At 48.5% G+C, this 24330-nt stretch carries 17 protein-coding genes and 1 pseudogene; 1 reads left to right on the top strand and 17 read right to left on the bottom strand.

Annotation, left to right across the window (positions count from 1 at the left end; all coding sequences use genetic code 11):
- Nucleotides 1–71: 71 nt before the first annotated feature.
- From ABXS70_RS09140 to ABXS70_RS09060, 17 genes and pseudogenes are all read right to left on the bottom strand, one after another.
- On the bottom strand, nucleotides 72–1325 hold the full coding sequence (locus ABXS70_RS09140; protein ID WP_342551485.1) for a methionine gamma-lyase family protein: 1254 nt from the start codon (nucleotides 1323–1325) through the stop codon (nucleotides 72–74).
- An 85-nt stretch (nucleotides 1326–1410) separates the two neighbouring features.
- Nucleotides 1411–2697 (bottom strand): GTPase HflX, encoded by a 1287-nt coding sequence (gene hflX / locus ABXS70_RS09135; protein ID WP_342551486.1) that lies wholly within the window; start codon nucleotides 2695–2697, stop codon nucleotides 1411–1413.
- 113 nt (nucleotides 2698–2810) lie between these two features.
- A complete protein-coding gene (locus tag ABXS70_RS09130) occupies nucleotides 2811–3782 on the bottom strand; it encodes an AAA family ATPase (RefSeq protein ID WP_342551487.1) in 972 nt (323 codons plus the stop codon).
- A gap of 113 nt (nucleotides 3783–3895) precedes the next feature.
- Nucleotides 3896–4459: a DUF402 domain-containing protein gene (locus tag ABXS70_RS09125; protein WP_342551488.1), complete on the bottom strand. Its 564-nt coding sequence runs from the start codon at nucleotides 4457–4459 to the stop codon at nucleotides 3896–3898.
- A gap of 306 nt (nucleotides 4460–4765) precedes the next feature.
- Nucleotides 4766–7423, bottom strand: coding sequence for a PBP1A family penicillin-binding protein (locus ABXS70_RS09120; protein ID WP_342551489.1), 2658 nt, complete (start codon nucleotides 7421–7423; stop codon nucleotides 4766–4768).
- A 165-nt stretch (nucleotides 7424–7588) separates the two neighbouring features.
- Nucleotides 7589–7831 (bottom strand): RNA chaperone Hfq, encoded by a 243-nt coding sequence (hfq, locus tag ABXS70_RS09115; RefSeq protein WP_090916826.1) that lies wholly within the window; start codon nucleotides 7829–7831, stop codon nucleotides 7589–7591.
- Between the two features lie 559 nt (nucleotides 7832–8390).
- The gene (gene miaA / locus ABXS70_RS09110) at nucleotides 8391–9353 is read right to left on the bottom strand and encodes a tRNA (adenosine(37)-N6)-dimethylallyltransferase MiaA (RefSeq protein ID WP_342551490.1); all 963 of its coding nucleotides are present in this window, start codon (nucleotides 9351–9353) and stop codon (nucleotides 8391–8393) included.
- Entirely contained in the window at nucleotides 9334–10119 is a 786-nt protein-coding gene (locus tag ABXS70_RS09105) for a class I SAM-dependent methyltransferase (RefSeq protein WP_342551491.1), read from the bottom strand. The genes miaA and ABXS70_RS09105 overlap by 20 nt, the downstream gene beginning before the upstream one ends.
- 18 nt (nucleotides 10120–10137) lie before the next feature.
- Nucleotides 10138–12480: a DNA mismatch repair endonuclease MutL gene (gene mutL, locus ABXS70_RS09100; protein ID WP_366295383.1), complete on the bottom strand. Its 2343-nt coding sequence runs from the start codon at nucleotides 12478–12480 to the stop codon at nucleotides 10138–10140.
- A gap of 22 nt (nucleotides 12481–12502) precedes the next feature.
- Nucleotides 12503–15349: a DNA mismatch repair protein MutS gene (gene mutS / locus ABXS70_RS09095; protein WP_366295381.1), complete on the bottom strand. Its 2847-nt coding sequence runs from the start codon at nucleotides 15347–15349 to the stop codon at nucleotides 12503–12505.
- 201 nt (nucleotides 15350–15550) lie between these two features.
- Nucleotides 15551–16801 carry a hypothetical protein gene (locus ABXS70_RS09090; protein WP_366295379.1) on the bottom strand — a complete coding sequence of 417 codons (1251 nt, stop codon included), beginning with the start codon at nucleotides 16799–16801 and terminating at the stop codon, nucleotides 15551–15553.
- A 216-nt stretch (nucleotides 16802–17017) separates the two neighbouring features.
- Nucleotides 17018–17578: an outer spore coat protein CotE gene (locus ABXS70_RS09085; protein WP_123065763.1), complete on the bottom strand. Its 561-nt coding sequence runs from the start codon at nucleotides 17576–17578 to the stop codon at nucleotides 17018–17020.
- Between the two features lie 75 nt (nucleotides 17579–17653).
- Nucleotides 17654–18631 (bottom strand): aromatic acid exporter family protein, encoded by a 978-nt coding sequence (locus ABXS70_RS09080; RefSeq protein ID WP_342551495.1) that lies wholly within the window; start codon nucleotides 18629–18631, stop codon nucleotides 17654–17656.
- 483 nt (nucleotides 18632–19114) lie between these two features.
- On the bottom strand, nucleotides 19115–19876 hold the full coding sequence (locus ABXS70_RS09075) for an ABC transporter permease (RefSeq protein WP_366296578.1): 762 nt from the start codon (nucleotides 19874–19876) through the stop codon (nucleotides 19115–19117).
- Nucleotides 19877–19956: 80 nt separating this feature from the next.
- Nucleotides 19957–20752, bottom strand: a pseudogene (locus tag ABXS70_RS09070) (ABC transporter ATP-binding protein).
- A gap of 71 nt (nucleotides 20753–20823) precedes the next feature.
- On the bottom strand, nucleotides 20824–21831 hold the full coding sequence (locus tag ABXS70_RS09065) for an ABC transporter substrate-binding protein (protein ID WP_366295377.1): 1008 nt from the start codon (nucleotides 21829–21831) through the stop codon (nucleotides 20824–20826).
- Nucleotides 21832–21964: 133 nt separating this feature from the next.
- A complete protein-coding gene (locus ABXS70_RS09060; RefSeq protein ID WP_342551498.1) occupies nucleotides 21965–23479 on the bottom strand; it encodes a carboxypeptidase M32 in 1515 nt (504 codons plus the stop codon).
- A gap of 224 nt (nucleotides 23480–23703) precedes the next feature.
- On the opposite strand from ABXS70_RS09060, the gene ABXS70_RS09055 reads away from it, so the two are divergent.
- On the top strand, nucleotides 23704–24279 hold the full coding sequence (locus ABXS70_RS09055; RefSeq protein ID WP_342551499.1) for a carbonic anhydrase: 576 nt from the start codon (nucleotides 23704–23706) through the stop codon (nucleotides 24277–24279).
- Nucleotides 24280–24330: the final 51 nt, after the last annotated feature.

Raw genomic sequence — 24330 nt, 5'->3', positions numbered from 1 at the left:
TCCAGTTCGTCTATTCTTGACCCTATTGTACATTTAGTTGTTACAAAGTGTCAATGACGTGTTAGATAAACTCACAATAATTTACGATCTTTCATCGCTTGTAATGCCATTAAAACGCCATATTTAACATGAGAGTAGGTCAATCCGCCCTGCATGTACCCGATAAAAGGCTCTCTTATGGGTGCATCAGCCGACAACTCCAGACTTCCTCCCTGAATAAAGGTACCTGCCGCCATAATAACAGGATGCTCATAGCCGGGCATGTCCCAAGGCTCAGGCACAACATGGCTGTCTACTGCTGCTGCCTGCTGAATGCCTTGTACGAAGGCGATTAAATGCTCAGCCGAACTAAACTGCACAGCCTGAATTAGGTCGGTTCGAGGCTCGTCCCATGCGGGTTTGGTCACAAATCCGGATGCAGCAAACATCGCCGCCGCGAAAATACTTCCTTTAATCGCTTGTCCAACAATTGTCGGAGCCATGTAAAGTCCCTGATAGATGCCTCGCGTTGTTCCGAGCATCGCCCCTACCTCCGCACCGATGCCGGGTGCTGTAAGACGATACGCCGCCAGCTGTACATATTTCTCTTTACCGCATATGTATCCTCCGGTTTCCGCCAGCCCGCCACCGGGATTTTTGATCAGCGAACCTGCCATGAGGTCCACCCCGACTTCCGTAGGCTCACGTTCTTCCGTAAATTCACCGTAACAATTATCTACAAATACAATAACGTCTGGTTTCAATGCTTTGACACGTGACACCATCTCAGCAATCTCTGCAATGGTAAAAGAGGACCGCCAGTCGTAACCACGGGAACGCTGAATACCTATAACTTTCGTTGCTGGAGTTATGTGTTTCTCAACCGCATTCCAATCGATTCCACCTGCGGGTGTCAGTGCTGTTTCAGCATAACCTATCCCGAAATCACGCAGGGACCCGGTTCCGTCACCGGGTCTGCCTATTACTTTATGGAGCGTGTCATAAGGCTTACCCGTGATGTACAAGAGCTCGTCACCTGGGCGCAGCACCCCGAACAGCGCTGTGCTGATGGTGTGTGTGCCTGAGGCAAAATGAGGACGCACCAGTGCACTCTCTGCACCGAATACATCCGCATACACCTCATCCAGCACCTCACGTCCGCGATCATTATAGCCATACCCTGTGGACCCTGCAAAATGAAAATCACTCACTTTTCTGCGCTGAAACGCATCAATGACCTTCCATTGGTTGTGATCCACAATGCGATCCACCTGCTGCAGCTGTCCTTCAATCTGACGTTCTACCCGCTGCTGAAGTTCTACAATGTTTGAATCAAAACTTGCCATCCTGCTTCATTCCCCTTTTATAGCACGAAACTGACGTAGCTTATCAATTCCCGTGTCAACTTATCACATTAATATGTCATGAATATTACAGATCGATGAAATCTTCAAGTAAATAACCGAATTTTTCATATTCGCCTTTTTGCAGTTCTACTTCATAAATGACGTCATTTTCATCGTATTCCGTTCCCACAACGTCACCAATTTTGTATAGTACAGAAGTCAGATCACCGCGCTCCGCTGGAATGCGGAAGCGTTTCGTATCACCCGTCAGCTCCGTCTGGATCAATTCACGAACTTTGATCAAATCCGCTTCATCAAGTGCGCTGATTTTGATATGCTTTTCATCCAGTGGAAGCATTTCTAACTGCTCCGGCGTGCAGGCGTCTTTTTTGTTATAGAGCACAAGTTGAGGCTTGTCCCCTGCACCCAGCTGCTGCAGAATCGCATTAACTGTATTCATCTGATCCTCACGCATCTCCGAGGAAGCGTCTACAACATGCAGAATCAGATCAGCTTCGTTAACTTCTTCCAATGTAGCGCGGAATGCAGCAACGAGATCATGAGGAAGATTCTGAATAAAACCAACCGTATCGGTGAGCACGATTTCTTTACCGCTCGGAAGTTCCATCGTACGGGATGTCGGGTCCAGTGTAGCAAACAGTTGATCCTGAATGTATACATCAGCAGCGGTTAACTGTTTCAACAATGTGGATTTGCCCGCATTCGTGTAACCTACCAGCGCCACTTGAACAATACCTGTTTTTTTACGGCGCTCCCGGTGAAGTTTACGATGGCGTGTAACCTCTTCGAGATGACGTTTCAAGTCATCGATGCGGCCCCGGATATGACGGCGGTCCGTCTCCAGTTTGCTCTCACCCGGACCTCTTGTACCGATCCCCCCGCCAAGCCGCGACAAATTTTTGCCGTGTCCGGACAAACGAGGAAGCAGGTAGCTGTGCTGCGCCAGTTCAACTTGAATAATCCCTTCCCGCGTACTCGCACGCTGCGCAAAAATATCAAGAATCAGCTGAGTACGGTCAATAATTTTCAGGTCCAACGTCTCTTCGAGATTTCGCACCTGAGCTCCGGACAATTCCTGATCAAAAATAGCCGTCGTTGCGCCCAGTTCATCTGCAACCAAGCGCAGCTCTTCCACCTTTCCTTTACCGATAAACCATTTGGTATCCCGCGTTTCCCGGTTTTGGGTTAATACACTGAGAACTTCGACACCTGCGGTTTCAGCAAGTTTCACGAGCTCCTGCAATGAATATTCATGATTAATACCTGAACGCTTCACTTCATCGGTTACCAAACTGACCAGTACCGCACGGTCTTTCTTGGTTGTATCCGTATTATGTGTGCCATTTGTCATCTATAGATTCACTCCTCTGTTCGATCTCTGCTGCCTAAAGCCACCATGATCCCGCGGCATGGCTAAAGCCGAACCGGTTAACCCGGCCGGCTGTGTTAAAAGGCTATTATCGCTTACTTTCGTTCAAACTTCAAATCCTCCGTACGAATCGTCATTAACTCCAGTTTCCCCGGACTCCCATCCGTGTACTGCTCCAGCAGCCGAACAGCTTGATGCCTGATCGATCTCTCAATGGCGTTCCGTACATACCTTGCGTTACTAAAGGCATGCAGCGAATCATTCTTTTCCTGAAGCAGATGCTGCTTTAACTTGAGTATGGTCTGCGGCATCAAAATATAATCACGCTCTTTAGCCATAATTTCCGAAATCTGAATCAATTGGTCAATCGTATAGTCTGGAAACTCAACCTGAATCGGAAAGCGGGAAGGTAAGCCGGGATTCGTCTGCAGAAAAAAATCAATCTCTTCCGAGTACCCCGCCAAAATCAGAATAAACTGATTTTTATGATCCTCCATAGATTTAACAAGAGTATCAATCGCTTCCTTACCAAAATCTTTCTCCCCACCGCGAGCCAGACTGTACGCTTCATCGATAAACAAAATGCCGCCAAGTGCTTTTTTGACCAAATCTCTGGTCTTCTGTGCCGTATGACCAATGTACTCACCGACAAGGTCGGCGCGCTCTACTTCAATTAGATGCCCTTTGCTGAGAACGCCCATCTTCTGAAACATTTTGGCTACAATTCTGGCTACCGTTGTTTTGCCCGTTCCCGGGTTACCTTTGAAGACCATATGATACACGTGTGCCCCGCTCAGCAGACCTGCCTCGGAGCGCATCTGAGCAATCTGAAGAAAAGCATAAATCTCAAATACCAATTCCTTAATGTTTTCAAGTCCAACCAGCTGCTCCAGTTCACCCTGAATCTCTTGAAAGTGTGCATGCTTCGTTATCGTTTTGGCTGCCTGTACCGAGAGTGCTTCATCTTTAGCGAGTATTTGAGGCTCCTGGTTACGTAATACCACATTAATTTGTCTGGAAGGTCTGCCTCCCGGCTGCCCACCCGCAGCCATGACCCGTCCGTTCATTCGCCATCACCTCTATTTTATCGGGCTGATCTCTCCTGATTATTAATGTATTCTATCAGGTGCCCAGATATTAGAAGGATGTACAAGAAAAGTTCTCGTTTGCAAAATGCACACTAGACTTGTATGTTTTTGCGAAACTCCCCGTTCTCGAACAGCGTCTGTCTATGTTTCAATGATAATTGGAAGTATGGAAATACATGTGCGTCGATCGCGTGCAGCAGTTCCTTCGCCGTTTTGTTGGCGAGATCATAGTCTGCTGTTGTGATATGTTTACGAGACAAAGCATCCTCAAGCTCATCTTCATCCAGCAAAAAAATCTCTCCATCCTTAAGCACAACAACATCCAGGTATAGATCATCAAACCAAGGAACACCCTGATCCGTAATTCCCTGACTGCGGCAGGTATCAATGTACCATTCTACGATCCGCTGCTGATTATCAAACATGGCTGTAACAACAAAGTGTTCTCCCTTTGGATAGTACTGCAGCCAGGAATATCCCTTGTCCGCAATACAAAAGGTAGTTCCTCCATACGTCTTCCACAAAGGTTCTTTCAAATCCTGTATGGTATACAGCGTAATATAACCTGTAAAAATTTTGGACTGAACGAACCGGCATGTAAATTGTCGGTTCGTAATCCGGCGCCAGTTTGCGCGATCCCCGAATTTCCGTTTCATACGAACCCCTCTTTGCCGACTACAGATCCATGATCTGCATTTAGATTGGTGAACAAGTACACGTCTGCTTGAAGAGCAAGCACACCTCACCTGCTCCTCACAACGTATTACGAATAGTTACAGCTTACCATATTTCATGAATACACTCAAAACCACGCCTTCTGTACATTTTATCATGTACTGCTTGATTATAGATATCGTGCATCAGCCTGTCTTTGCTGCATAACAAAAACTGCTTCACCGGCGAACCGGGAAGCAGTTTTGACAAAGCTTATCTTTCATTGCGGATCACGAAATAACGTGTTTTTATCCTCCCGAACCTGATTGAGGTGAAGAAGGTGTCTCCGTTCCCCCACTATCTCCATTCGTTCCACTTTCAGGTGTGACGATTTCGCCCGGGGTCGTTACTGGCCCATCACTTGGGCCATCGCTTCCGGGGTCTGTTGTACCTTGACCTGGCGGATTACTGCCATCGCCTGGCTGACCGTTACCGTTCTCAGGGCCACCGCCATTGTTTCCATTTCCGTTTCCATTATTACCATTCCCGTTATTGCCATTCTCGCTTCCATTGCCATTGCCATTGCCGCCGTTCGGGTTCCCGTTATCCGTTCCTCCGTTATCCGGGTTATCCGTTCCTGGTACTTCTGGTTCTGTACCCGGTTCAGGTTCTGTTGGCTCTGGCTGCTGCGGCTCGATCTCCTGTGCTTCAATCATCAGCGAGACGGTATTGGACGGGCCGGTTTCCTGTCCGGTAGACAGATCAAAAGCCGTTACATAATATTCGTAGGTGAGACCCGGCAGCGCACTTAAATCCTGAGCACTGGTTGAACCTACAGAATCAATCAAATGTGTAAATTCGGCTTCTGAAGTCTCCTTTCGATATATACGATACTGTGTACTCGAATCGCCATTTCCAGTCCAGCTTAGCGAGACAGTCTGCGTGTTAGGATCATAAGATGCGTTCAATCCGCTAACCGATAGTTCCGGTTTCTGCGGTTCTTCTACAGGCGGAGGTGCTTGCCCTCCCGCAGGTGCTTTGAAATCCTTCACAGGAACGCCTTTTAATGCGTCCCCCATAACCTTGGCAAAAAACGCTGCAGACAGCTTACTGCTGTTCTTGAGCATGTGTTTTGCATCTGGATTATCATAGCCCATCCAGACCGCACCGGTCCATTCCGGCGTGTAACCTACGAACCAGACGTCACGGTTAGAACTGTTGCCAGCGATACCGCTCTGTACAGTTCCGGTTTTACCCGCAACCGGACGATCCAGACGAGCCGAACGCCCTGTACCATCGTTAACTACATTCTGCAGCATCTGTGTAAGCTGGTATGCATTCTGTTCGCTCATGACTCGTTTCGTATCCGATTTATCATGTTTATAGGTCGTTTTACCGGAACTATCCTTAATTTCTTTTATCGAATAAGCCTGCTGGTACTCGCCCAGATTCGCAAATGCACTGTATGCCTGAGCCATCTCCAGCGTATTCGTGCCTTTGCTGAGACCGCCAAGAGCGATCGCCAGGTTTTTGTCCTGATCCGTTAACTGGATGCCTACACTCTTCGCAAAGTTAACACCGGTATTCACTCCGATCTTATCCAGCAGCCACACGGCCGGAATATTTTCCGACTTCGTGATAGCATCCGTCATGCTGATCGTGGAAGAATATCCGTGCAGGTTGCCTGGACAATAATTGCCGAAACACTGCTTCGCGTTGCTCAGCGCAGAGTTCGCGCTGTATTGTCCTGTCTCAAGCGCCGGAGCGTAGGATACAATTGGTTTAAATGCTGAACCCGGCTGTCTCCGGCTCTGGGTGACCCGGCTGTAGCCTTTCGTCTGGTAATCACGTCCACCCAGCAAAGCAACAAGACTGCCGTTCTCGTGATTCATAATCACCATTGAACCCTGCACCTGTTGATCATCCTTACTTGCCTCAAACAAGCTGTCATCCGAGAAAGCACTCTCCATAGCCGTTTGAGCCTGCGCGTCCATCGTTGTGAAAATTTTGAAACCGCCAATGTTGAGATCGTCTTCCGTCATGCCTGTTACGCGTTCCGCTTCACGGAGCACATAGTCGATAAAGGCTTGATATTTTCTGTCTTTCTCAGGCGGTGTGTACTTATAATCGACTGCCTTTGCTTTATTCATCTCTGCCTCGGTGATATACCCTTGTTCAAACATTAATTGCAGGACTACACCGCGGCGTGCTTTTGAATCATTCGGATTGCTCAGCGGGTTATACGCAGAAGGCCCTTTTGGCATAGCAGCCAGGGTTGCAATCTGCCACAACTCCAATCGATTTAAATCTTTTTGTCCAAAATAAAACTCCGAAGCGGCCTTGATCCCGTAACGCTGATGACCAAAGAAAATCCGGTTCAAGTACATTGTCAAAATTTCATCTTTTGTAAACGTACGTTCTAAAGCCGTTGCGATAGATACTTCCGTCGCTTTTCTGAAAAATGTCTTGTCACGCGACAAGAACATATTTTTGGCCAGCTGTTGGGTCAGCGTACTGCCGCCCTCCACCATAGATCGTGCCATAATATCTTTGACCGCCGCACGGCCAATGGACCAGAGATCTACACCCTGGTGTTCGTAGAATCGTTTATCCTCGGTTGCGACGAATGCTTTTTTGACCAAATCAGGAATATCATCCGATTCTACGGGCTCAAGCTTTTTAATCGAAAGCTCGCCCATAATATTACCGTTGCGATCATATACTTTTGAAGTTTCATTAATCGTCGTTTTATTCATATTAGCTTTAAGCAATTTCTCACCGTTGATCAGAATAAACAAATATCCAGCTAATGCACAAAATATGGCGATGGCTATGGTGAAAAATAAAGTCCACCCAACGCGCTTACCCGTAATTTTTTTCTTTTTAGAGGTCTTTGGTTTCGCTTTTTGTTTGGACTTGCTATTGTTGTTGCGATTATTAGACCTCGATAACGGATCGTTTGGCATGTTCCCTCCTGACTCCCTTTCAGTTGCATGTTTTCTATTTCTCTGACAGCACAAGCTTATATTAAACCTATTTTGCCCGGAATGAAAAGAACAACCCTTATTAGGTTGCTCTGTTCACTTCCTATACATCTAGACGAAATGGTTTAATAAAAGGTTTCGGAATTTTTAAGCTTCGCCGCCGTTGTCCTGCTGCATCAGCGATACGCTGCGTTGCGGCGTGAACGTGGAGATGGCATGCTTATAGACCATTTGCTGGCGTCCGTCGCTGTCAATGACGATCGTAAAATTGTCAAATGCCTTGATCGTCCCGCGGATTTGGAAGCCGTTAGTCAGATAGACCGTAGCCGGAATATTTTCTTTCCGCAGTTGGTTCAAGAACGTATCTTGGATGTTGATGGACTTGTTCATTAGCCGTACCCCCATTGGTTCATTTGAATTCGTAGTTTAAGAAATATTCAATATCGCTGAGTAGCTTTCGTGCTATTATATCATGAACAGTTTCATATAATCCACAAAAACCCCTTGTCCTCCGTTTGGCATCCCCCTGCCAAGAGGCTTGGAAACTAGAAGACATATCCATTATACACTGCCTTACAGATTTGCAAAAGAGGGACAAATTTCACGTAATAACGGCGAACCAAATCCAACTCGTACAATTTAAGCGCTCGTACGCCAAGATTGTGAATAAACTCTAGCAGAAAAAGATTGAGCTTGGTAAAAATCCTTCGAAGTAATCAAGGCTTTCCATAAGGTCTGAGCCGGAGCTTTAACCTCTGATTTCTTATCTTCGAAGCTTGTTTTGTAAACTTTCATTTTTAAAAATGTTGAAGAATGATCACTTAAATTTTATCCTGAAACAGCCTCCTTGAAACATTTTTGAAAAGTTGTTTTTTTCCATTTTCATAGTGTTAAAAAACATTTAAAAAAACCTCCAGCTTTTCTTCGAAAAGGCAGAGGTTTTCCAATGCTAAACTCCGTTAAATTTCAGTTTAATCCATTCACTCACTTGATTATATTGACTTTCATAATTTTCGGTATCCGTCATGTCCACCCACTGAATATCCTTCATATGACGGAACCAGGAAAGCTGACGTTTGGCAAACCGGCGTGTATCCCTTTTTAACCATTCCACAGCAGCCTCCCAACTGACCTCTCCTTGCAAATAGGCGGCAATTTCCTTGTATCCCAAGCCCTGCATGGAAATATGGCCTCTCGCAACGCCTCGTTCCAGCAGCGCCTTCACTTCATCTACCAAGCCCTGCTCGATCATTAAATCAATGCGCTGTTCGACCCGTGCATATAACTTCTGACGGTCCATCGTAAGTCCAATGATAAGCAGATCATACGGAGACTCTTTTTTCTGCGCAGCCAGCTGATCTGACCATTTCTCCCCTGTGAGATGGAAGATTTCAAGCGCACGTACGATGCGCCGCTGATCATTTGCATGCAGACGATCTGCGCTAACCGGATCTACTTCCCTTAAACGATCATGAAGAGCCTGTGCACCATGCTGCTGAGCATAGCTGAACTGCTCTTCCCTGAAAGCCTCGTCCGAACCGCTTTCCGAAAATTGAAACCCGTAACATACCGATTCCACGTAAAGTCCCGTACCACCCACAATGAAAGGCAGTTTCCCACGTTCTTGAATTTCGGGGATCAAGCGGGTGCAGCTTTCCTGGAACTCAGCCACGGAATAGGGATATTCCGGTTCGTGAATGTCAATCAGATGATGGGGGATGCCCTTCATTTCTGCTGGTGTAATTTTGGCCGTTCCGATATCCATCTCCCGATAGACCTGCATGGAGTCTCCGGAGATCACCTCACAGTTAAAAGCCTGTGCCAGCTCGATGCTCAGTCTCGTTTTGCCTACAGCTGTCGGTCCAACCAGCACCAGCAGCTTCGGTTTTGTATTAACTTCCGATCTCAACATTAATCACTCCGTACAACGTTTTTGCATTAGCCCGATCCAGCACCTGAAATCCAAGTCGGTCAAACTCTGCGCTGCCGCGCTTTTCTTTCATCACCACTCGCTTGCGGGCGACCCTTTTTGCCTCTGTAATACTCTCTTCTGCCAGTGCATGAGCATTCGCATAATTTCGCAAAGGCTTGATCGCACTAGAATCCATCATCGGCTCACGAAACATCGGATCAAAATAAACCGTGTCACAGCTCCGGTCAGGCAGGGAACGAAGCAGTTCCAGGTGGTCCTGATTTCGCAGTTCAATCCGTCGAAACGCCCGGTCTACATCAGGCTCATTACTTTCATAATGAGACATCCCATCAAGCAGCAGCGTATAGAGAGGTTCGGAACTTTCGCAAGCAATAACACGTCCTTGATCACCTGCAGCAACCGCAAATACAAGCGAATCCGAGCCGAGACCTGCCGTACAGTCCACCACCGTATCACCTTTAACCACAGCCCCCGCTTCCAGCATCGGGTCAGATTCTCCCCGCAGCACACGTTTGGCACGTACAAACCCCATACTCGGATGAAATTCAAGCTCGGACTCGTCCTTGCGGAACAAGCGTGCCCTCCCTTTCAGCACGACCAGAATTTCCTGAATACCATACTGCTCAAGCAGTTTGGGCAGAGACGTTCTGCTGCGCGGTACGTAGGTGCCTCCGGTTGCAGCGGCCAATGCACGCGCACGCTCCACCAGAGAGGCAGCCTCCTTGTCACCCGTCGTTATATACATAATTTCCCCCTAAAAAAACTACATCACTCGTTTAAATAACTTTTCCAAATCATACGTTGAAAATGAAATCACGATCGGCCGTCCGTGCGGACACGTATACGGCTGCCGGCATGAACCCAAACGCTGGATCAAAACCTCTGCCTCCTGATCAGTAAGCTTCTGGTTTGCTTTAATAGAAGCTTTGCAGGAGCACATAATGGAAGCTGCTTCACGCATCTTCGCTACATCAATACTGCGTTCACTGAGAACCCATTCGGACATTTCTTCGATAATGTCTTTTTCGTCCCCTTTCGGGAACCAATATGGATGAGAGCGTACTCGGAATGTTTGGCCACCAAAATGCTCCAGATACACCCCCGCCTGTTCAAACCAGGAAAGTCTCGCCTTCAGCTTTTCCGCTTCCGAAGGTGTGAACTCCAGTGTAATAGGCAGCAGCAGCTCCTGCGAAGCCTGAGCCGGATTGCCAAACTTCTCGTAATAATATTCATAATTGACACGTTCATGGGCTGCATGCTGGTCAATTAAATACAAACCTTCATCATTCTGTGCAATCAAATACGTGCCGTGATGCTGACCAATCAGGCTCAGTTCGGGGAACGCAGGCATCGAAGCATCCGATTGAATCGCCGCCGCCAGCTTGACCGGATCAGGCATCGAAGTATTTTTCCAGCTTCGGTCTGCTCTTGGACCAGAGGCTGAGGAGTATGATGTACGGCTTTCCCTCACGGGAGAGGTGTAGGAAGCTGAACGATACGCTTCGGTCTGACTGCGTCCAGCAGGACTCTGTTCAGCATTTCTGCTGTCGCCTGCATTCATCGCAGGACCGCCGCCTGTATTCACTTCTGAACTTTCGCCTGTACTCGCACTTGTATCTGCATTTGAACTCGAATTATTGTCGGAGCTTCCAGACACTTCAGCATCCTCGCGTCCATTCTTCATTTCTCCATCCGTGTCAATCTGTTCCTTATATAACTTCCCATCCATCTGTCCCGCTTCACCAGCAGAACTAGTTTGCATCAGCTGCGAATCATTCCACTGGTCCAGTGGTCCAGAAGCTTGAGATGTCTCCGGCGGAGCTTCAGGCAAAGGAACCGTTTGTGCTGCGCCAGAAGTATTCTGCTCCAGTACAGTTCCCGGTTCCGCAGGGGCATCCAGATCCGAATGATCGTCCTCAACTTTTCCTAATGCTGAGAGAGGGGATGAGACAGCTGGTTTGGGAGAAATCGTTTCTTTCCCCAGCGGACCCTGCTGCCCGTACCCCTCGCTAACATCCTGCTCTTTCACGGGCCCTCTCGGGAAAAGAAATTGTTCCTGAATAAAAGAACTGTCATCTCCGCGTCTGATCTGCTGCTTCCGCACTTGCGGAATCAGTACCTCCTGCCGCAAAATACCGCGCAGTGTCGCCTCCACAAATTCATACAGCTCCGCCTCTTTACTGAATCGAACCTCCAGCTTCGCTGGATGTACATTCACGTCCACGAGCGAAGGATGCATCTCCAGCTGCATTACCACAAGCGGGAAACGATTGATCGGCAGCAGCGTATGATAGGCCTTCAGAATCGCCTGGTTCAGACCGTAATTGCGGATATAACGTCCATTCACAATCGTGGACATTCCTGCACGGTTCGCGCGCGTCCATTCTGGCAGACTGATCAGACCGCTGATCTTGTAATCCAGGTTTTCACCCTGAATCGGCAGCATCGCTTTGGCCGCACTTGTTCCATAGATTGCTGCAACCACCTGAAGCAGGTCACCATTGCCGAGGGTCTGCAGCAGCGTATTTTCATTATGACGAAGGGTGAACGAGATATGGGGATGTGACATCGCCATACGATATAACACGTCGGAGATGTGCCCCAGCTCCGTTTGAATGGTTTTCATATATTTTAGTCTCGCAGGCGTGTTGTAAAACAACTCCTTCACCACAAATTCTGTCCCTTGTGGTGATGCAGCATCCTCGTGCGTGCAGAGCTTACCGCCTTCAATCACGATCCGTCGTCCTCGCCCGTCATCTCCGCTGGCGGTCAGCACCTCCACCTTGGAGACAGCTGCAATACTTGGCAGTGCCTCGCCGCGGAACCCGAGACTTGTGATCTGAAACAGATCACGTCCATGGGTTATTTTACTGGTCGCATGACGGTAGAAAGCCGTCTCCAGATCATCCGGCTCGATGCCCGAGCCGTTATCTTTTACCCGGATGCGGAGCAGACCGCCTTCCTCCACCGCGACTTCAATTTTTGAGGCCCCCGCATCCACTGCATTTTCCAGCAGCTCCTTCACGACGGATGCAGGCCGTTCAACAACCTCACCCGCCGCAATCTGGTTGGCAATATGTTCATCCAGTACATGAATTTTCGCCACAGGTTCTCCTCCTCCCGGTTACTCAGGATAATTGCTGTGCCTTCAATTTAAGATCATTTAATATTTGCATCGCCTGCAGCGGTGTCATGTTCATCACATCAATCTCTTTCATATGACGGATCAGTTCACGTGCAGGTTTATCCTCCACCACAACCGTTCGTGAAGGCTGCAGAGCTGTCGGTTCCTCGTCATCGAAGATGGACAACTGCACAACCTCCGGCTGTTTCTGATTAGAAACAGCCGCAGCATTTTCCTCATGGTCAACGTGCCCTGTCGTCTTCTCTGGAGAGGCCGCATCTGCCTTTTCATTCAGCGCTGTTAACGTTGTATCCATGTTCGCAGCAGCATCATTCGTATTTCGTTCCCGAATGAGCGGGTCTTCCATGGTAACAGACGAGTTAAAACCATGCGTCTGCATCTGCTGACTTGACAGCTGTCCCCGGTCACTCGCAAACTCACTGCCTACGGCCACTTGTGAAGCGGCTTGTTCGAATCCGTGCAGCAGTCCGTTCGCCCGCTCAATGATGCTGTCAGGCAGTCCCGCAAGCCGCGCACAATAGATGCCGTAACTGCTGCTTGCTGCTCCCGCAATCAATTTCCGCAGGAAGTTTACCTTATCGCCGCTCTCCTGAACCGCCATCGAATAGTTTGCCAACTTGTCCAGACTTTCCTCCAGGTGGGCCAGCTCATGAAAGTGTGTAGAGACGAGCGCTTTACAGCCGATCACATCATGCACATATTCAATAACGGATTGTGCAATCGCCATCCCTTCACTCGTCGATGTTCCACGGCCAAGCTCATCGATGATGATCAGACTGCGCGGAGTTGCTTTTTCGGTCATGACTTGGATATCCGCCATCTCTACCATAAACGTACTCTGTCCGCCGATGAGATCGTCCGCAGCCCCAATACGTGTGAAGATCCGGTCCATGATCGGCACTTCCGCTTGACCCGCAGGCACAAAGCAGCCGATCTGTGCCAGAATGGAGATCAATGCCACTTGTCTCATATACGTACTTTTCCCAGCCATATTGGGTCCGGTAATCAGCAGGATATGTGCCTCTTCCTCGGTCATGGCGGTGTGATTGGCAATAAAAGCCCCATCCCGCATCACCGCTTCCACAACAGGATGACGTCCCTGCTCTACGACAAGATTATATCCATCCGTCAGCACAGGCCGTACAAAATTACGCTCCGCACTAATTACCGCAAACGATTGATATACGTCAATCTCGGCCACCTGTTCGGCAAGCTTCTGCAGCCTTGCAATCTCTTGATTCAGACGATCACGCAGTGCTGCGAACAGACTGTACTCGATATCGACCATTTTATCCTGAGCCTCAAGAATTAGTGTTTCCTTCTCTTTCAGTTCAGGTGTAATATAACGTTCGGCGTTAGCAAGCGTTTGTTTGCGCTCATATCGTCCTTCAGGAAGGGAAGCCAGATTCGATTTGGTAATTTCAATATAATATCCGAATACTTTGTTGTATCCGATTTTCAGCGAGCGAATGCCTGTCGCCTCACGTTCTCTCGCTTCGAGTTCAGCGATCCACTGTTTACCATTAACCGATGCCTCACGCAGCTCATCCAGCCTCGCGTGATATCCTTCGCGAATAAGTCCACCATCTCTGACCGACACCGGCGGTTCATCCACAATGGCTTGTCCGATAGCATCCCGCAGATCGGCGCAATCATCCATCATTTCGGCAATATGCTGAAGTGTAGCTGACGCAGAATTTGCACAATGCTGGCGCAGACTCGGGATTTTGTCCAATGACGATTTGAGCGCATTCAGATCACGACCATTCGCATTACCAAAAGCAATCCGTCCAACGAGACGTTCCAGATCATAGATGTCTTTCAGCTCTGATCGCAGATCCTCACGCAGAATAAATTGGTTGTACAAAGTATCTACCGCTTCCAAACGCTCATTGATCTTTCCTTTTTGCAGCAGCGGTTTGTCTACCCAGCGCCGCATCATACGTGCGCCCATCGATGTTTCCGTACGATCCAGAAGCCACAGCAGCGAGCCTTTCTTGGAGCGCTCGCGCACCGTTTCGACCAGCTCCAGATTTCGACGTGTAAACGGGTCCAGAATCATATAATGGTCCGGCTCATACGCCGATATTTGTGTTAATTGTCCAAGCGAACGCTTCTGCGTTTCACTCAGATACGAAAACAGGCGCGCAACACATGCCTGACGTTCCGGCTCCAATCTTGCCCATACCGACTCCCCAAACTGCTGCCGTACAAGATCCTCTTTGCTCTTGGTCCAGGCCGTGTAAACCACCGGGCGACCAATCGGGGATGACTCTGATTCTACAAGCTCCAGCAGAGCAGCATCTCCTACAAGTTCAGAAGGCTCATAGATACCAATTTCGTCCTTAAGCCACGCTTTGGAATAAGGGACCGATGTGACGTACAATTCACCCGTAGACAGGTCACAAGCAGCAAGAGCCATGGTGCTGCGGTTTCCCGTTAGACAGACCATGTAGTTATTGGACTTGTCTCCCAGCGTCTTTCCTTCCATCACCGTTCCCGGCGTAACTACACGAACGATCTCGCGCCGCACCATACCTTTGGTCACGGTCGGATCTTCCATCTGCTCGCAAATGGCTACTTTGTACCCTTTCTCAATCAGACGCTGTATGTAATTTTCAGCCGAATGGTAGGGTACACCGCACATCGGAATCTTGTCGTCTGTTCCTCCGTTTCGTGCAGTTAACGTAATCTCCAGTTCCCTCGCAGCGTTAATCGCATCGTCAAAGAACATTTCGTAGAAATCACCTAATCTGAAAAAAAGAAATGCATCCTGTGCTTCGGCTTTCACCTGCAAATATTGTTGAATCATTGGCGTATATTGAGCCATGATATCCATCCACCATCCGTTCCTATGATGTCAGGAAGAAATGTCCTTGGGAAGCCAATAAGGCGGTCAGGCACCAAGATCGCACCTCCGCCTTATTTTTCGGCTAATCGCCTGTTCCTTTAAGGGCTTACTGCTTCATATCTTCCATATCTTAACGTAATAATAGTCCTATACTCATTATAACAAAAAAACGCCGCTTCTTCATGAGCCTACCCGAATATTCCAAAGTTTACGTATATCGCGGCTCTCATCCCAGGTATGTCCTCGTTTGAATTGCCGCATTAACGGAGCTGCATACCGCTCATAACGAACATATTCAGGCAGCCGCATCAAATCATCCATCAGTGAAGGAATATGCTCCATCATGATTTCACGCCGCCCCTCATAAAATGCGGAATGAATGTTCGCCTCGCTCAAAGGGCGCTGCATTAATTCACTATAGCTGCACGCAATCAGCCCCGCGAGGGAAACGACGCCTTTAGCCACGACCGGAGAAACGAGAAAACTCGGCAGGGTGCGATATTCAAATCCGCCGTAGGATTTCAAGCGGAAGTCACCAAGCGCCCCATACCTTGGCCGTCTCCCCTTCCCGCGCGGATCCTGCAGCACTGCCAGCGGCAGTGCCAAGTAATTATCCAGTGCACGGAGCAGTCTCCCGTTCAAGTGCACGCCGCTAAAATGAATATGCCCCCCCAGCGGCAGCCCTCGCTGCGGCATACCGCCTGCCTGCCAGATCAGAGACGAGTCGCTGATACGGCGTGAAGCAGCCGCAAAGGCTCGCATCAGATGTGATAACAATTCTTTGGGCTCCGCACTCGGTGCAGGGCGAAGTTCCGCAACGGGATACACACGTCTGCCGCCAATCGTTACGGAATCACACCCCGCGACACCCGTACGTTCGAGAAAACGTGAAGCGGGTACGATTTTGGATTCAGGCATCTGTACCAGCAGAAATTCGGGGTCCATACCCATGACAGGAATCCTTTTCTCCTGCTGCTCCTGATGAAGCAAAGTCTGATGCTGATGCCAGCTTTCCCTGTACAGTGCAGCAAGGTCGGTTACCCCTTTCCACGGGCTCGGATCGACTGCAATGACTGCACACCCGCCATGACCCGACGCTTCCAGGCGAACGGCTCCATGATCCAGTCCTAAAGTATATACCGTTTTGATTGCAAGCCGCTCTACTCGCTTATACACAGATGAAGATGCTTCCGGGTCCAGCTCGCCTTCCTGCCTCGCTCCCATACCACTTGTATCCCTGCGTCTGATCCGAATGGCCTGAAGGCAGCTGACATCTACATCATATCGTACGCGAAGTCCAGGTTCCCGTCTGCGCTGCTCACTCGCGGAAAGCACTTCAATTCCCGCCTGCTTCAGCCGCGCTATCCGATCGCCAGGACTCAGCTTCGTATAAGCTCGAACTGCGTCTTCCGCTTCTTCTTTGACGTTCATTCTGACCCTCCTCTCTTCATCGCTCACTGCTTATTAAAAAAAACTCCGCAGCTGCGGAGCCTTCCCGTTTCGGTTCTTCAGGCACATCATCAGGCTCGTCACAACCCATTTTTTGTACTTTATGAAAGAAAGAGGGCTTTCGCCCTCTTCACCGCACCGTATGGTGCATATGATACCTTAGGTTATGAGAATTACGCATCACCCTGAATAAGCGATTTACAGCTCATCATCCAGCAGGTCCGGATCGAGATCATCATAGTCTCCATCAGCGCTGCCGTAGTCATAATCTTTGTCTTCGTAATCACCGCAGCCATCCGTGCACACCTTCACACATACTTTAGTCTCCGCCACGAGCTCTACAGCGAATTCCCGCTCAACCCGGATAATTACGCTGCCGCCGCCCGCGGACACTGTGGCTTCCACACAGCTGGGTTCCTGCGTTGCATCCGCAGATACCTCTACTGTGGAAGTCCGGTGTTTCGGGTCCAGATAGGACAAAGGCACATGTTCTACATACGATACCGTTTCTTTGGCTACATCCGTCTGTGAGTTTTTGTCATAGGAATACCAGATGTTGATATCGTAAGTACCAATAACTTCAATTCCGTCCCCCGCTGATACGGCTTCATACTGGTGGTTGATAATCCAAGCCCCCAAAATACTGGTCGGACCATTTGGCGGAGTCACGGTATGTGTTACGGTAGAGAACTTACGACCTTTGCCGCAGATCGCCTTCGTGATAATCTCTCTACATTGATGTTTATGACTCAATGACATCTTTAAACCTCCTCCATACAATCATTCACTACAAGTGTATGCAGGACATCCGTCTAGGGTGACAACTATTTTCTATTATTCGTTTACAGATTGGGAGCGATCTGATATTGGAGAAGGCGCCTTGTCCTTCTTCGCGATTTTCAGATACATCGAGAGCTCGCGGCACAGCTGGAGAATAGCGGAACGCATCTCGAATTCTTCCCTTGTATCAGGAAGCTCCATACGTCTGAATTCTTCCTGCACATCTGCCAGAAGTTTTTCCGTTCTTCCGGTGTATGATTCGGTCAACACATCTTGGCTGAGCTGGTCAAACAGTTCTGATACCATCTCGGCATGCGGCATCTTCTGATAGACCTGGGACACAAGGTGCATCATGTGCTGTATAGAATCAAGCTGTGTTTTGCGCATATAAAAGTATACGCTCCAGCCCTCGTTCGGATGAATGACCTGATTCTCTAATGAGCGTTTGGCGGCCTCGATTCCGCCGAGCACAGCTTTATCTGCTTCAATCAATTCTTTTCCCGCCCAAACTTCGTTAGGATTACGCAGCGTAGTCGCGAATTCCTGAAAAATTTTGGAGAACAGCTCATCAATCCGTTTGCGGATTCGAAGCATCTGTGGATCAGCGGCCGGCATATAGGCCAGATTCACAACCATGGCTGAACCAAGGCCAATCAAAAGCAGCGCGACCTGCACAAGAACAACATGCAGATCCATCTCCCCACCGCTGAATACTCGAAACACCACGACTGAACCTGTAACAATGCCTTCCTTGAAACCTGCCCGAACAATAACCGGAAAAGCGGTTAGTATGTATACTCCCAACACCCAATAATGGAAGCCGAGAAAGTGAAAAAGTACACTTGCAAACAAAAGACCGACCACAGATGCAAAAAAACGTGCCGATATCGTGCGAATACTCCTTTTTCTTGTTACATCCACACCCAGAATTGCAAGCAAACCAGCTGACGTTGGCCCTGGCAGGCGGCACCAGTCCGCAATCAGAACAGCCATCAGCGCTGCAATCGCTGTTTTAATGACCCTAAAACCCATTTAACATTCCATCTCCTCTAAGCTGCACAAAAGTTCGCGGCCCTATATATCGCCCGTTTCCGTATGTTACTCCTTGTCCAGTCTGTATTACCCTGTCTAGATCAGTTAGAACAGCCCACATTAGTATGACTCAACCTGCTTGAAACTAGACGACATTAACCGGCATGTGCGAACATGCCGGTCACAGAAACATGCTTCGAAGAAGCAGCACTGCTTTTCATTTACAGTATTGGAATCCCAATATAGAATCAGAATCCGAATTGACAGACGAATCGTCCATTCGTCCTCTTGTTCCTGACCGGCACGGAGTACTTGCTTCCATCAAATATCCTACTTGATTTTACAATCGCGAGCAACGTTACACCTCTTGTGAAAGTGTATACATATGGTTCTCAACGATATACGAATGTGCCCTAATGGCCTCTTACCCTACTTGACCGCGATACGCTGGCAGGTTTTTCATTCATGATTGTATATTCCGAGTTATGATCTGCGTCCAGCTAACAGTTTGCGCTCTATATATACAACCAGCTGGTACATCGCCGCAGCCACGGCGGCAATAATAAGCAGACTCGATAATACAAGTGTGAAGTTAAATACCTGGAATCCGTAAATGATTAAATATCCCAGTCCCTCTTTCGCCACCAAAAACTCACCCACGATAACTCCTACCCAAGCCATACCTACATTTACTTTCAACGTAGATACGATGGTAGGGAATGAAGCGGGAAACACAACCTTGGCAAAAATTTCGGAGCGGTCTCCGCCAAACGTACGAATGACCTTAATATAATTGGGATCGACTTCGTTGAAGCTGTTGTATACAACAAGCGTTGTAATAATCACTGTAATCGAGAGAGTTGTCATGACAATGGCTGTAAATCCCGCCCCGAACATGACAATAAAGATCGGACCCAGCGCTACCTTGGGCATGCTGTTGAATACAACCATATAAGGGTCCAGTACTTTGGACAAAAAAGGAGACCACCAGATCAGAACAGCGAGCAGCGTTCCGACAAGTGTCCCCAGCAAAAATCCGACTACTGTTTCACCTACGGTTATCCCCACATGCGACCATATTTCACCGCTGGCGACATCTCTGCCAATTTGACCGAAAATTTTGCTCGGATAACTGAAAAGCAGTACATCAATCCAACGCAACCTGCCCGCCAGCTCCCAGAGTAAAAACATACAAACTAAGATGGACAGCTGTACCGCAAGAATATGATGCCGCCACTTTGCCATCTTGCGGATATGGTCACGGTGCAGCTGCCCCAGCCAGCCTTCGCGCCCTGTTTGCTTCTCATGTTCTGAATGGTTCTGACTCACGTATCTTTCTCACCTCCTCCGGACTGAACAAGTTCGTTCCACAGCGCTTGAAACAGCTCGTTGAAGCCTGCCTGTTCCCTTGCATGAAAAGGCTGTGCTTGCCGGATGTGTTCAGGAATATCGAACTCGCGCCGAATGCGTCCGGGGCCTCGGTCCAGTACGATGACACGATCACTGACTGCAATCGCTTCTGACAGATCGTGAGTGACAAGCACGGAGGTTTTACGATACTCTTTTAACGTATCCGAGACGAGATCTTCCAGCTCGCAGCTTGGTTTGGTAATCGAGCGCCGAGAATGGCTCATCCAGCAGAAGGATCGTCGGATTTGTCGCAAGTGTTCGAACGAGAGCCACCCGCTGCCGCATGCCCCCGGACAGTTCGGACGGATACTGTTCTTCCGTCCCGCCAAGACCCATACTGACGAGAAGTTCGCGCGTACGTTCCCTGCTCTGTGCATCCAGATTTCCTGTCAGCTCAAGCCCGATAAGGGCATTATCCAGAATGGTCCGCCAAGGGAACAAATAGTCCTGCTGCAGCATATAGCCAATCCGGGCAGAGGGCCCCCGAACTCGCTTGCCTTCGACTTCGACATTTCCCCGCGTGGGCTTCAGCAGGCCGGCAATGATAGATAATAGTGTTGTTTTACCGCACCCGCTCGGTCCCACCAGACTCACGAATTCTCCCTGGCCAATCTCCAGACTTAAATCCTCAATGACGAGTGATGCTTCACGTTCACTGACATAGACTTGAGAGATTTTCTCCAGTCGGATCACATTCCCGGAATCAGGCATTACTGCTCACTTCCTTCCCTGATATCCTTATTTCGCTCTCACTTTAAATTAACTCTTCTTACTTCCATCCCTCAGGGAGCCAGTGATTTCGCCTGTTCAGCAAACGACGAATTCACAATCGTATTCCGTTCCACCCGTTTTTTCAGTTCTCCGGCAGCACTCATGACATCCAGCAGATTGTTCCATTCCTGCTCATCAATGATCGGATCTGCTGCATACGTACCCTGTTCCTTATAGCGACTTACGCTGCTGGTCAGAATAGCGGGGTCAATATCTTTGAAAAATGGCGTGATCACCTGCGCAATTTCCTCCGCTGTATGGGAATCCACCCAAAGCTGAGCTTTGTGCAGTGCATTCGTGAATTTTTGTACAAGTTCTTTGTTTTCGTTCAGATAACTTTGTTTGGTCATAAAAACGGTATAAGGCAGGTGCCCGCTCTCCGTTCCGAACGAAGCCACCACTTTCCCCCGGCCTTCCTGTTCAAAAATGGAAGCCTGAGGTTCAAACAGCTGTACATAATCCCCTGTGCCAGAAGCGAAGGCAGACGCAATATTCGCAAAATCCACATTCTGAATCAGTTCCAGATCACTCGACGGGTTAATGCCATGTTTATTCAGGACAAACTCCCCGGCCATTTGAGGCATCCCGCCCTTACGCTGTCCAAGGAAAATACTTCCCCTCAGCTGCTCCCAATCAAAGCTCTTCTGGGCATCACGCGCGAACAAAAACGTTCCGTCCGTCTGTGTGAGCTGAGCAAAGTTAATGACCGGGTCCTCAGCCCCCTGTTGGTAGACATAGATCGACGTCTCAGCACCAACCAGCGCGATATCCACCGAACCCGCGAGTAAAGCCGCCATCGTTTTATCCCCGCCAGCCGTTGTTTGGATATCTACTTCCAGCCCTTCTTCTTCAAAAAAACCTAGAGCCGCGGCTGCATATTCCGGTGCATAAAATACAGATCGAGTCACTTCACCAATTGTAATCTTGGCTTCGTTCTCTTCTTTATTGCAGCTCATCAGCGCCACAATGAAAATCAAGAGAATCACAATGCCCCGGACAAACCATGGCGTATATTTCATTCGCTTTCCCTCCTTATACTGGTTTAGCAGCTTCTCTCTACTATGAATATGCCGAGGCCCGGCAAAAGGTTAAGAACCTGCACACAAAAAAAGGCCAACCAGAAGTTTCTGGCTGACCTCCATGCGGACCCAATTATAAATTATAAATTTTAGCATACTTGGCTTCCAAATAGTCAGCCAGATAATCCGGATTCAGTTCTTCACCTGTCACCGCAGCGATTAACTCCGAAGGAGTGCGGCTCTTGCCGTAACGATAGATTTTGTCTGTAAGCCATTCCTTGATTGGAATCAGATTACCTTGGGCAATCAGATGATCCAACTCGGGCATTTCCTTACGCAGGGTATGCATGATCTGTGCAGCATACATGTTGCCCAAAGAGTAGGAAGCAAAATAACCGAAATCCCCGCCGGACCAGTGTACATCCTGCAGCACACCCTCCCCATTATTCGTCGGCATAATCCCCAGGTATTCCTTGTATTTGGTATTCCATGTTTCAGGCAGATCTTTCACCTCAAGCCCTTCATTAAACAGCATTTTCTCAATCTCATAACGGATAATAATGTGCAGGTTGTAGGTCAGTTCATCCGCTTCAATCCGAATCAGAGAGCTCTCCACCCGGTTAATTGCCCGGTAGAAATCTTCCAGACTCACTTCGCTAAGCTGCGGGAAATGCTGCTGCAGGTCTTGATAATAACGTGTCCAGAACGGCAGGCTGCGTCCAATCATATTTTCCCAAAGACGAGACTGAGACTCGTGAATGCCCATCGATGTGCCTTCGGCAAGCAGTGTGCCGGCCAGACTTTCGTCGATATTTTGTTCATATAGAGCATGTCCGCCTTCGTGAAGCGAGCTGAAGATTGCACTTGTCACATCATCCTGCAGATAATTAGTCGTAATACGCACATCACCTGGATTAAGTCCTGTTGCGAACGGGTGCACACTTTCATCAAGACGGCCGGCTTCGAAGTCGTAGCCCATCTGTTCCAGGATGAACAGACTGAATTTCTTCTGCTGATCGGCATCAAAAATCTGATGAAGGAAATCCGTTTTGGGTTTGTTCGACGCCGCATTGATCTTCTCCTGCAGCGGGACAAGGCGTGCTTTAAGCCGGGCGAATACGGCATCTACGTTGTCCACAGTCAATCCGGGTTCATACATGTCCAGCAGAGTATCATACCTTGTATCCTTGACACCCCAATAATCGATAAACTCCTGTTTGAGCTTCACGATCTCGGTCAGATACGGCGCAAAGCCATCGTAATCACTGTTATGTTTGGCATCTTCCCACGCCGTTTCCGATTTAGCAGTAAGTACCGTATAAGCCTGAACTTTTTCCGGTGGAACCGACTGACTGCGATCGTACTCCTTTTTACATTCGTCTACCAGACGGCGGTCGGTAGCTTCAAGCTGCTCCAGCACATCCGGTTGGGTCAATGTATCCAGATAATTTTTCATCTCAGCGGAGGTTTGCAGTTTGAAAGCTTCTGTAGAGAGCATTCCCAGGGTTTCTGAACGAGTTGGAACACCTTTTTTCGGTGCACCTGTACGCAAGTCCCAGTGAAGCAAACCGATCGCTTCGTGATAACTTTTGATTTTACGGGCCAGAATAAGGAAAGACTGCAGCTGCTGCTGTGTTTGTTTGTCCATGGTTACCGTTCACCTCTTCAAAAAAATTTTCTACACCCTATTGATGATACTTTTTGCATTGCGTATAATCAACTTTTGACAGAAGCATACTGCATTATTCTTCTAAAAAACGGATAACGCGGTCTGCTGACCGCGGCATTCTAACTAATCAAGGGCGTGTAGGACAAGCTGCATCTCATGCAAGTGGCCGTGCTCGTCGTATTGGATAACAGGAGGCAATGGACATGAACAACATTCAAGAGATTTTGGCTTACAACAAATCATTTGTCGAGACTAAAGAATACGAGAAGTATACGGCTAGCAAGTTTCCAACGAAAAAGATGGTGATCATCACTTGTATGGATACCCGTCTCGTGGAGATGCTGCCCAAAGCGATGAATCTGAAAAATGGTGATGTAAAAATCATCAAAAACGCAGGCGCGATTATCTCCCAGCCTTTTGGTAGTGTTATGCGTTCTGTGCTGGTTGCTATCTATGAATTGGGCGCAGACGAGGTGCTGGTTGTCGGTCATACAGAGTGCGGTATGGCCTCGCTGCATGCTGAAACGATGATTGGTCACATGGTAGAACGCGGAATTTCCGAAGAAGTCATGTCCACACTGGAGAACTCCGGCATTCGTTTGCAAAAATGGCTGCGCGGGTTTGACAGTGTACAAGAAGGGGTAAAAGGAACTGTGGAAGTCATCAAGAAGCATCCATTACTTCCTCCCAATGTACCTGTTCACGGCATGGTGATCGACTCTGCCACAGGCGAACTTGATCTCGTCGCTGACGGGTATGGACAACAGGCATCTCTCTAATTGGTTTGGAGTGCGGACCTTCATGGTTCGCACTTTTTTTTGTCTAAATTA

The sequence above is a fragment of the Paenibacillus sp. AN1007 genome (genome assembly GCF_040702995.1).
In the GTDB taxonomy this organism is placed as follows: Bacteria; Bacillota; Bacilli; order Paenibacillales; family Paenibacillaceae; genus Paenibacillus.
The sequence above is the reverse complement of the archived record's forward strand: the minus strand, read 5'-3'. Positions and strand labels throughout refer to the sequence as shown.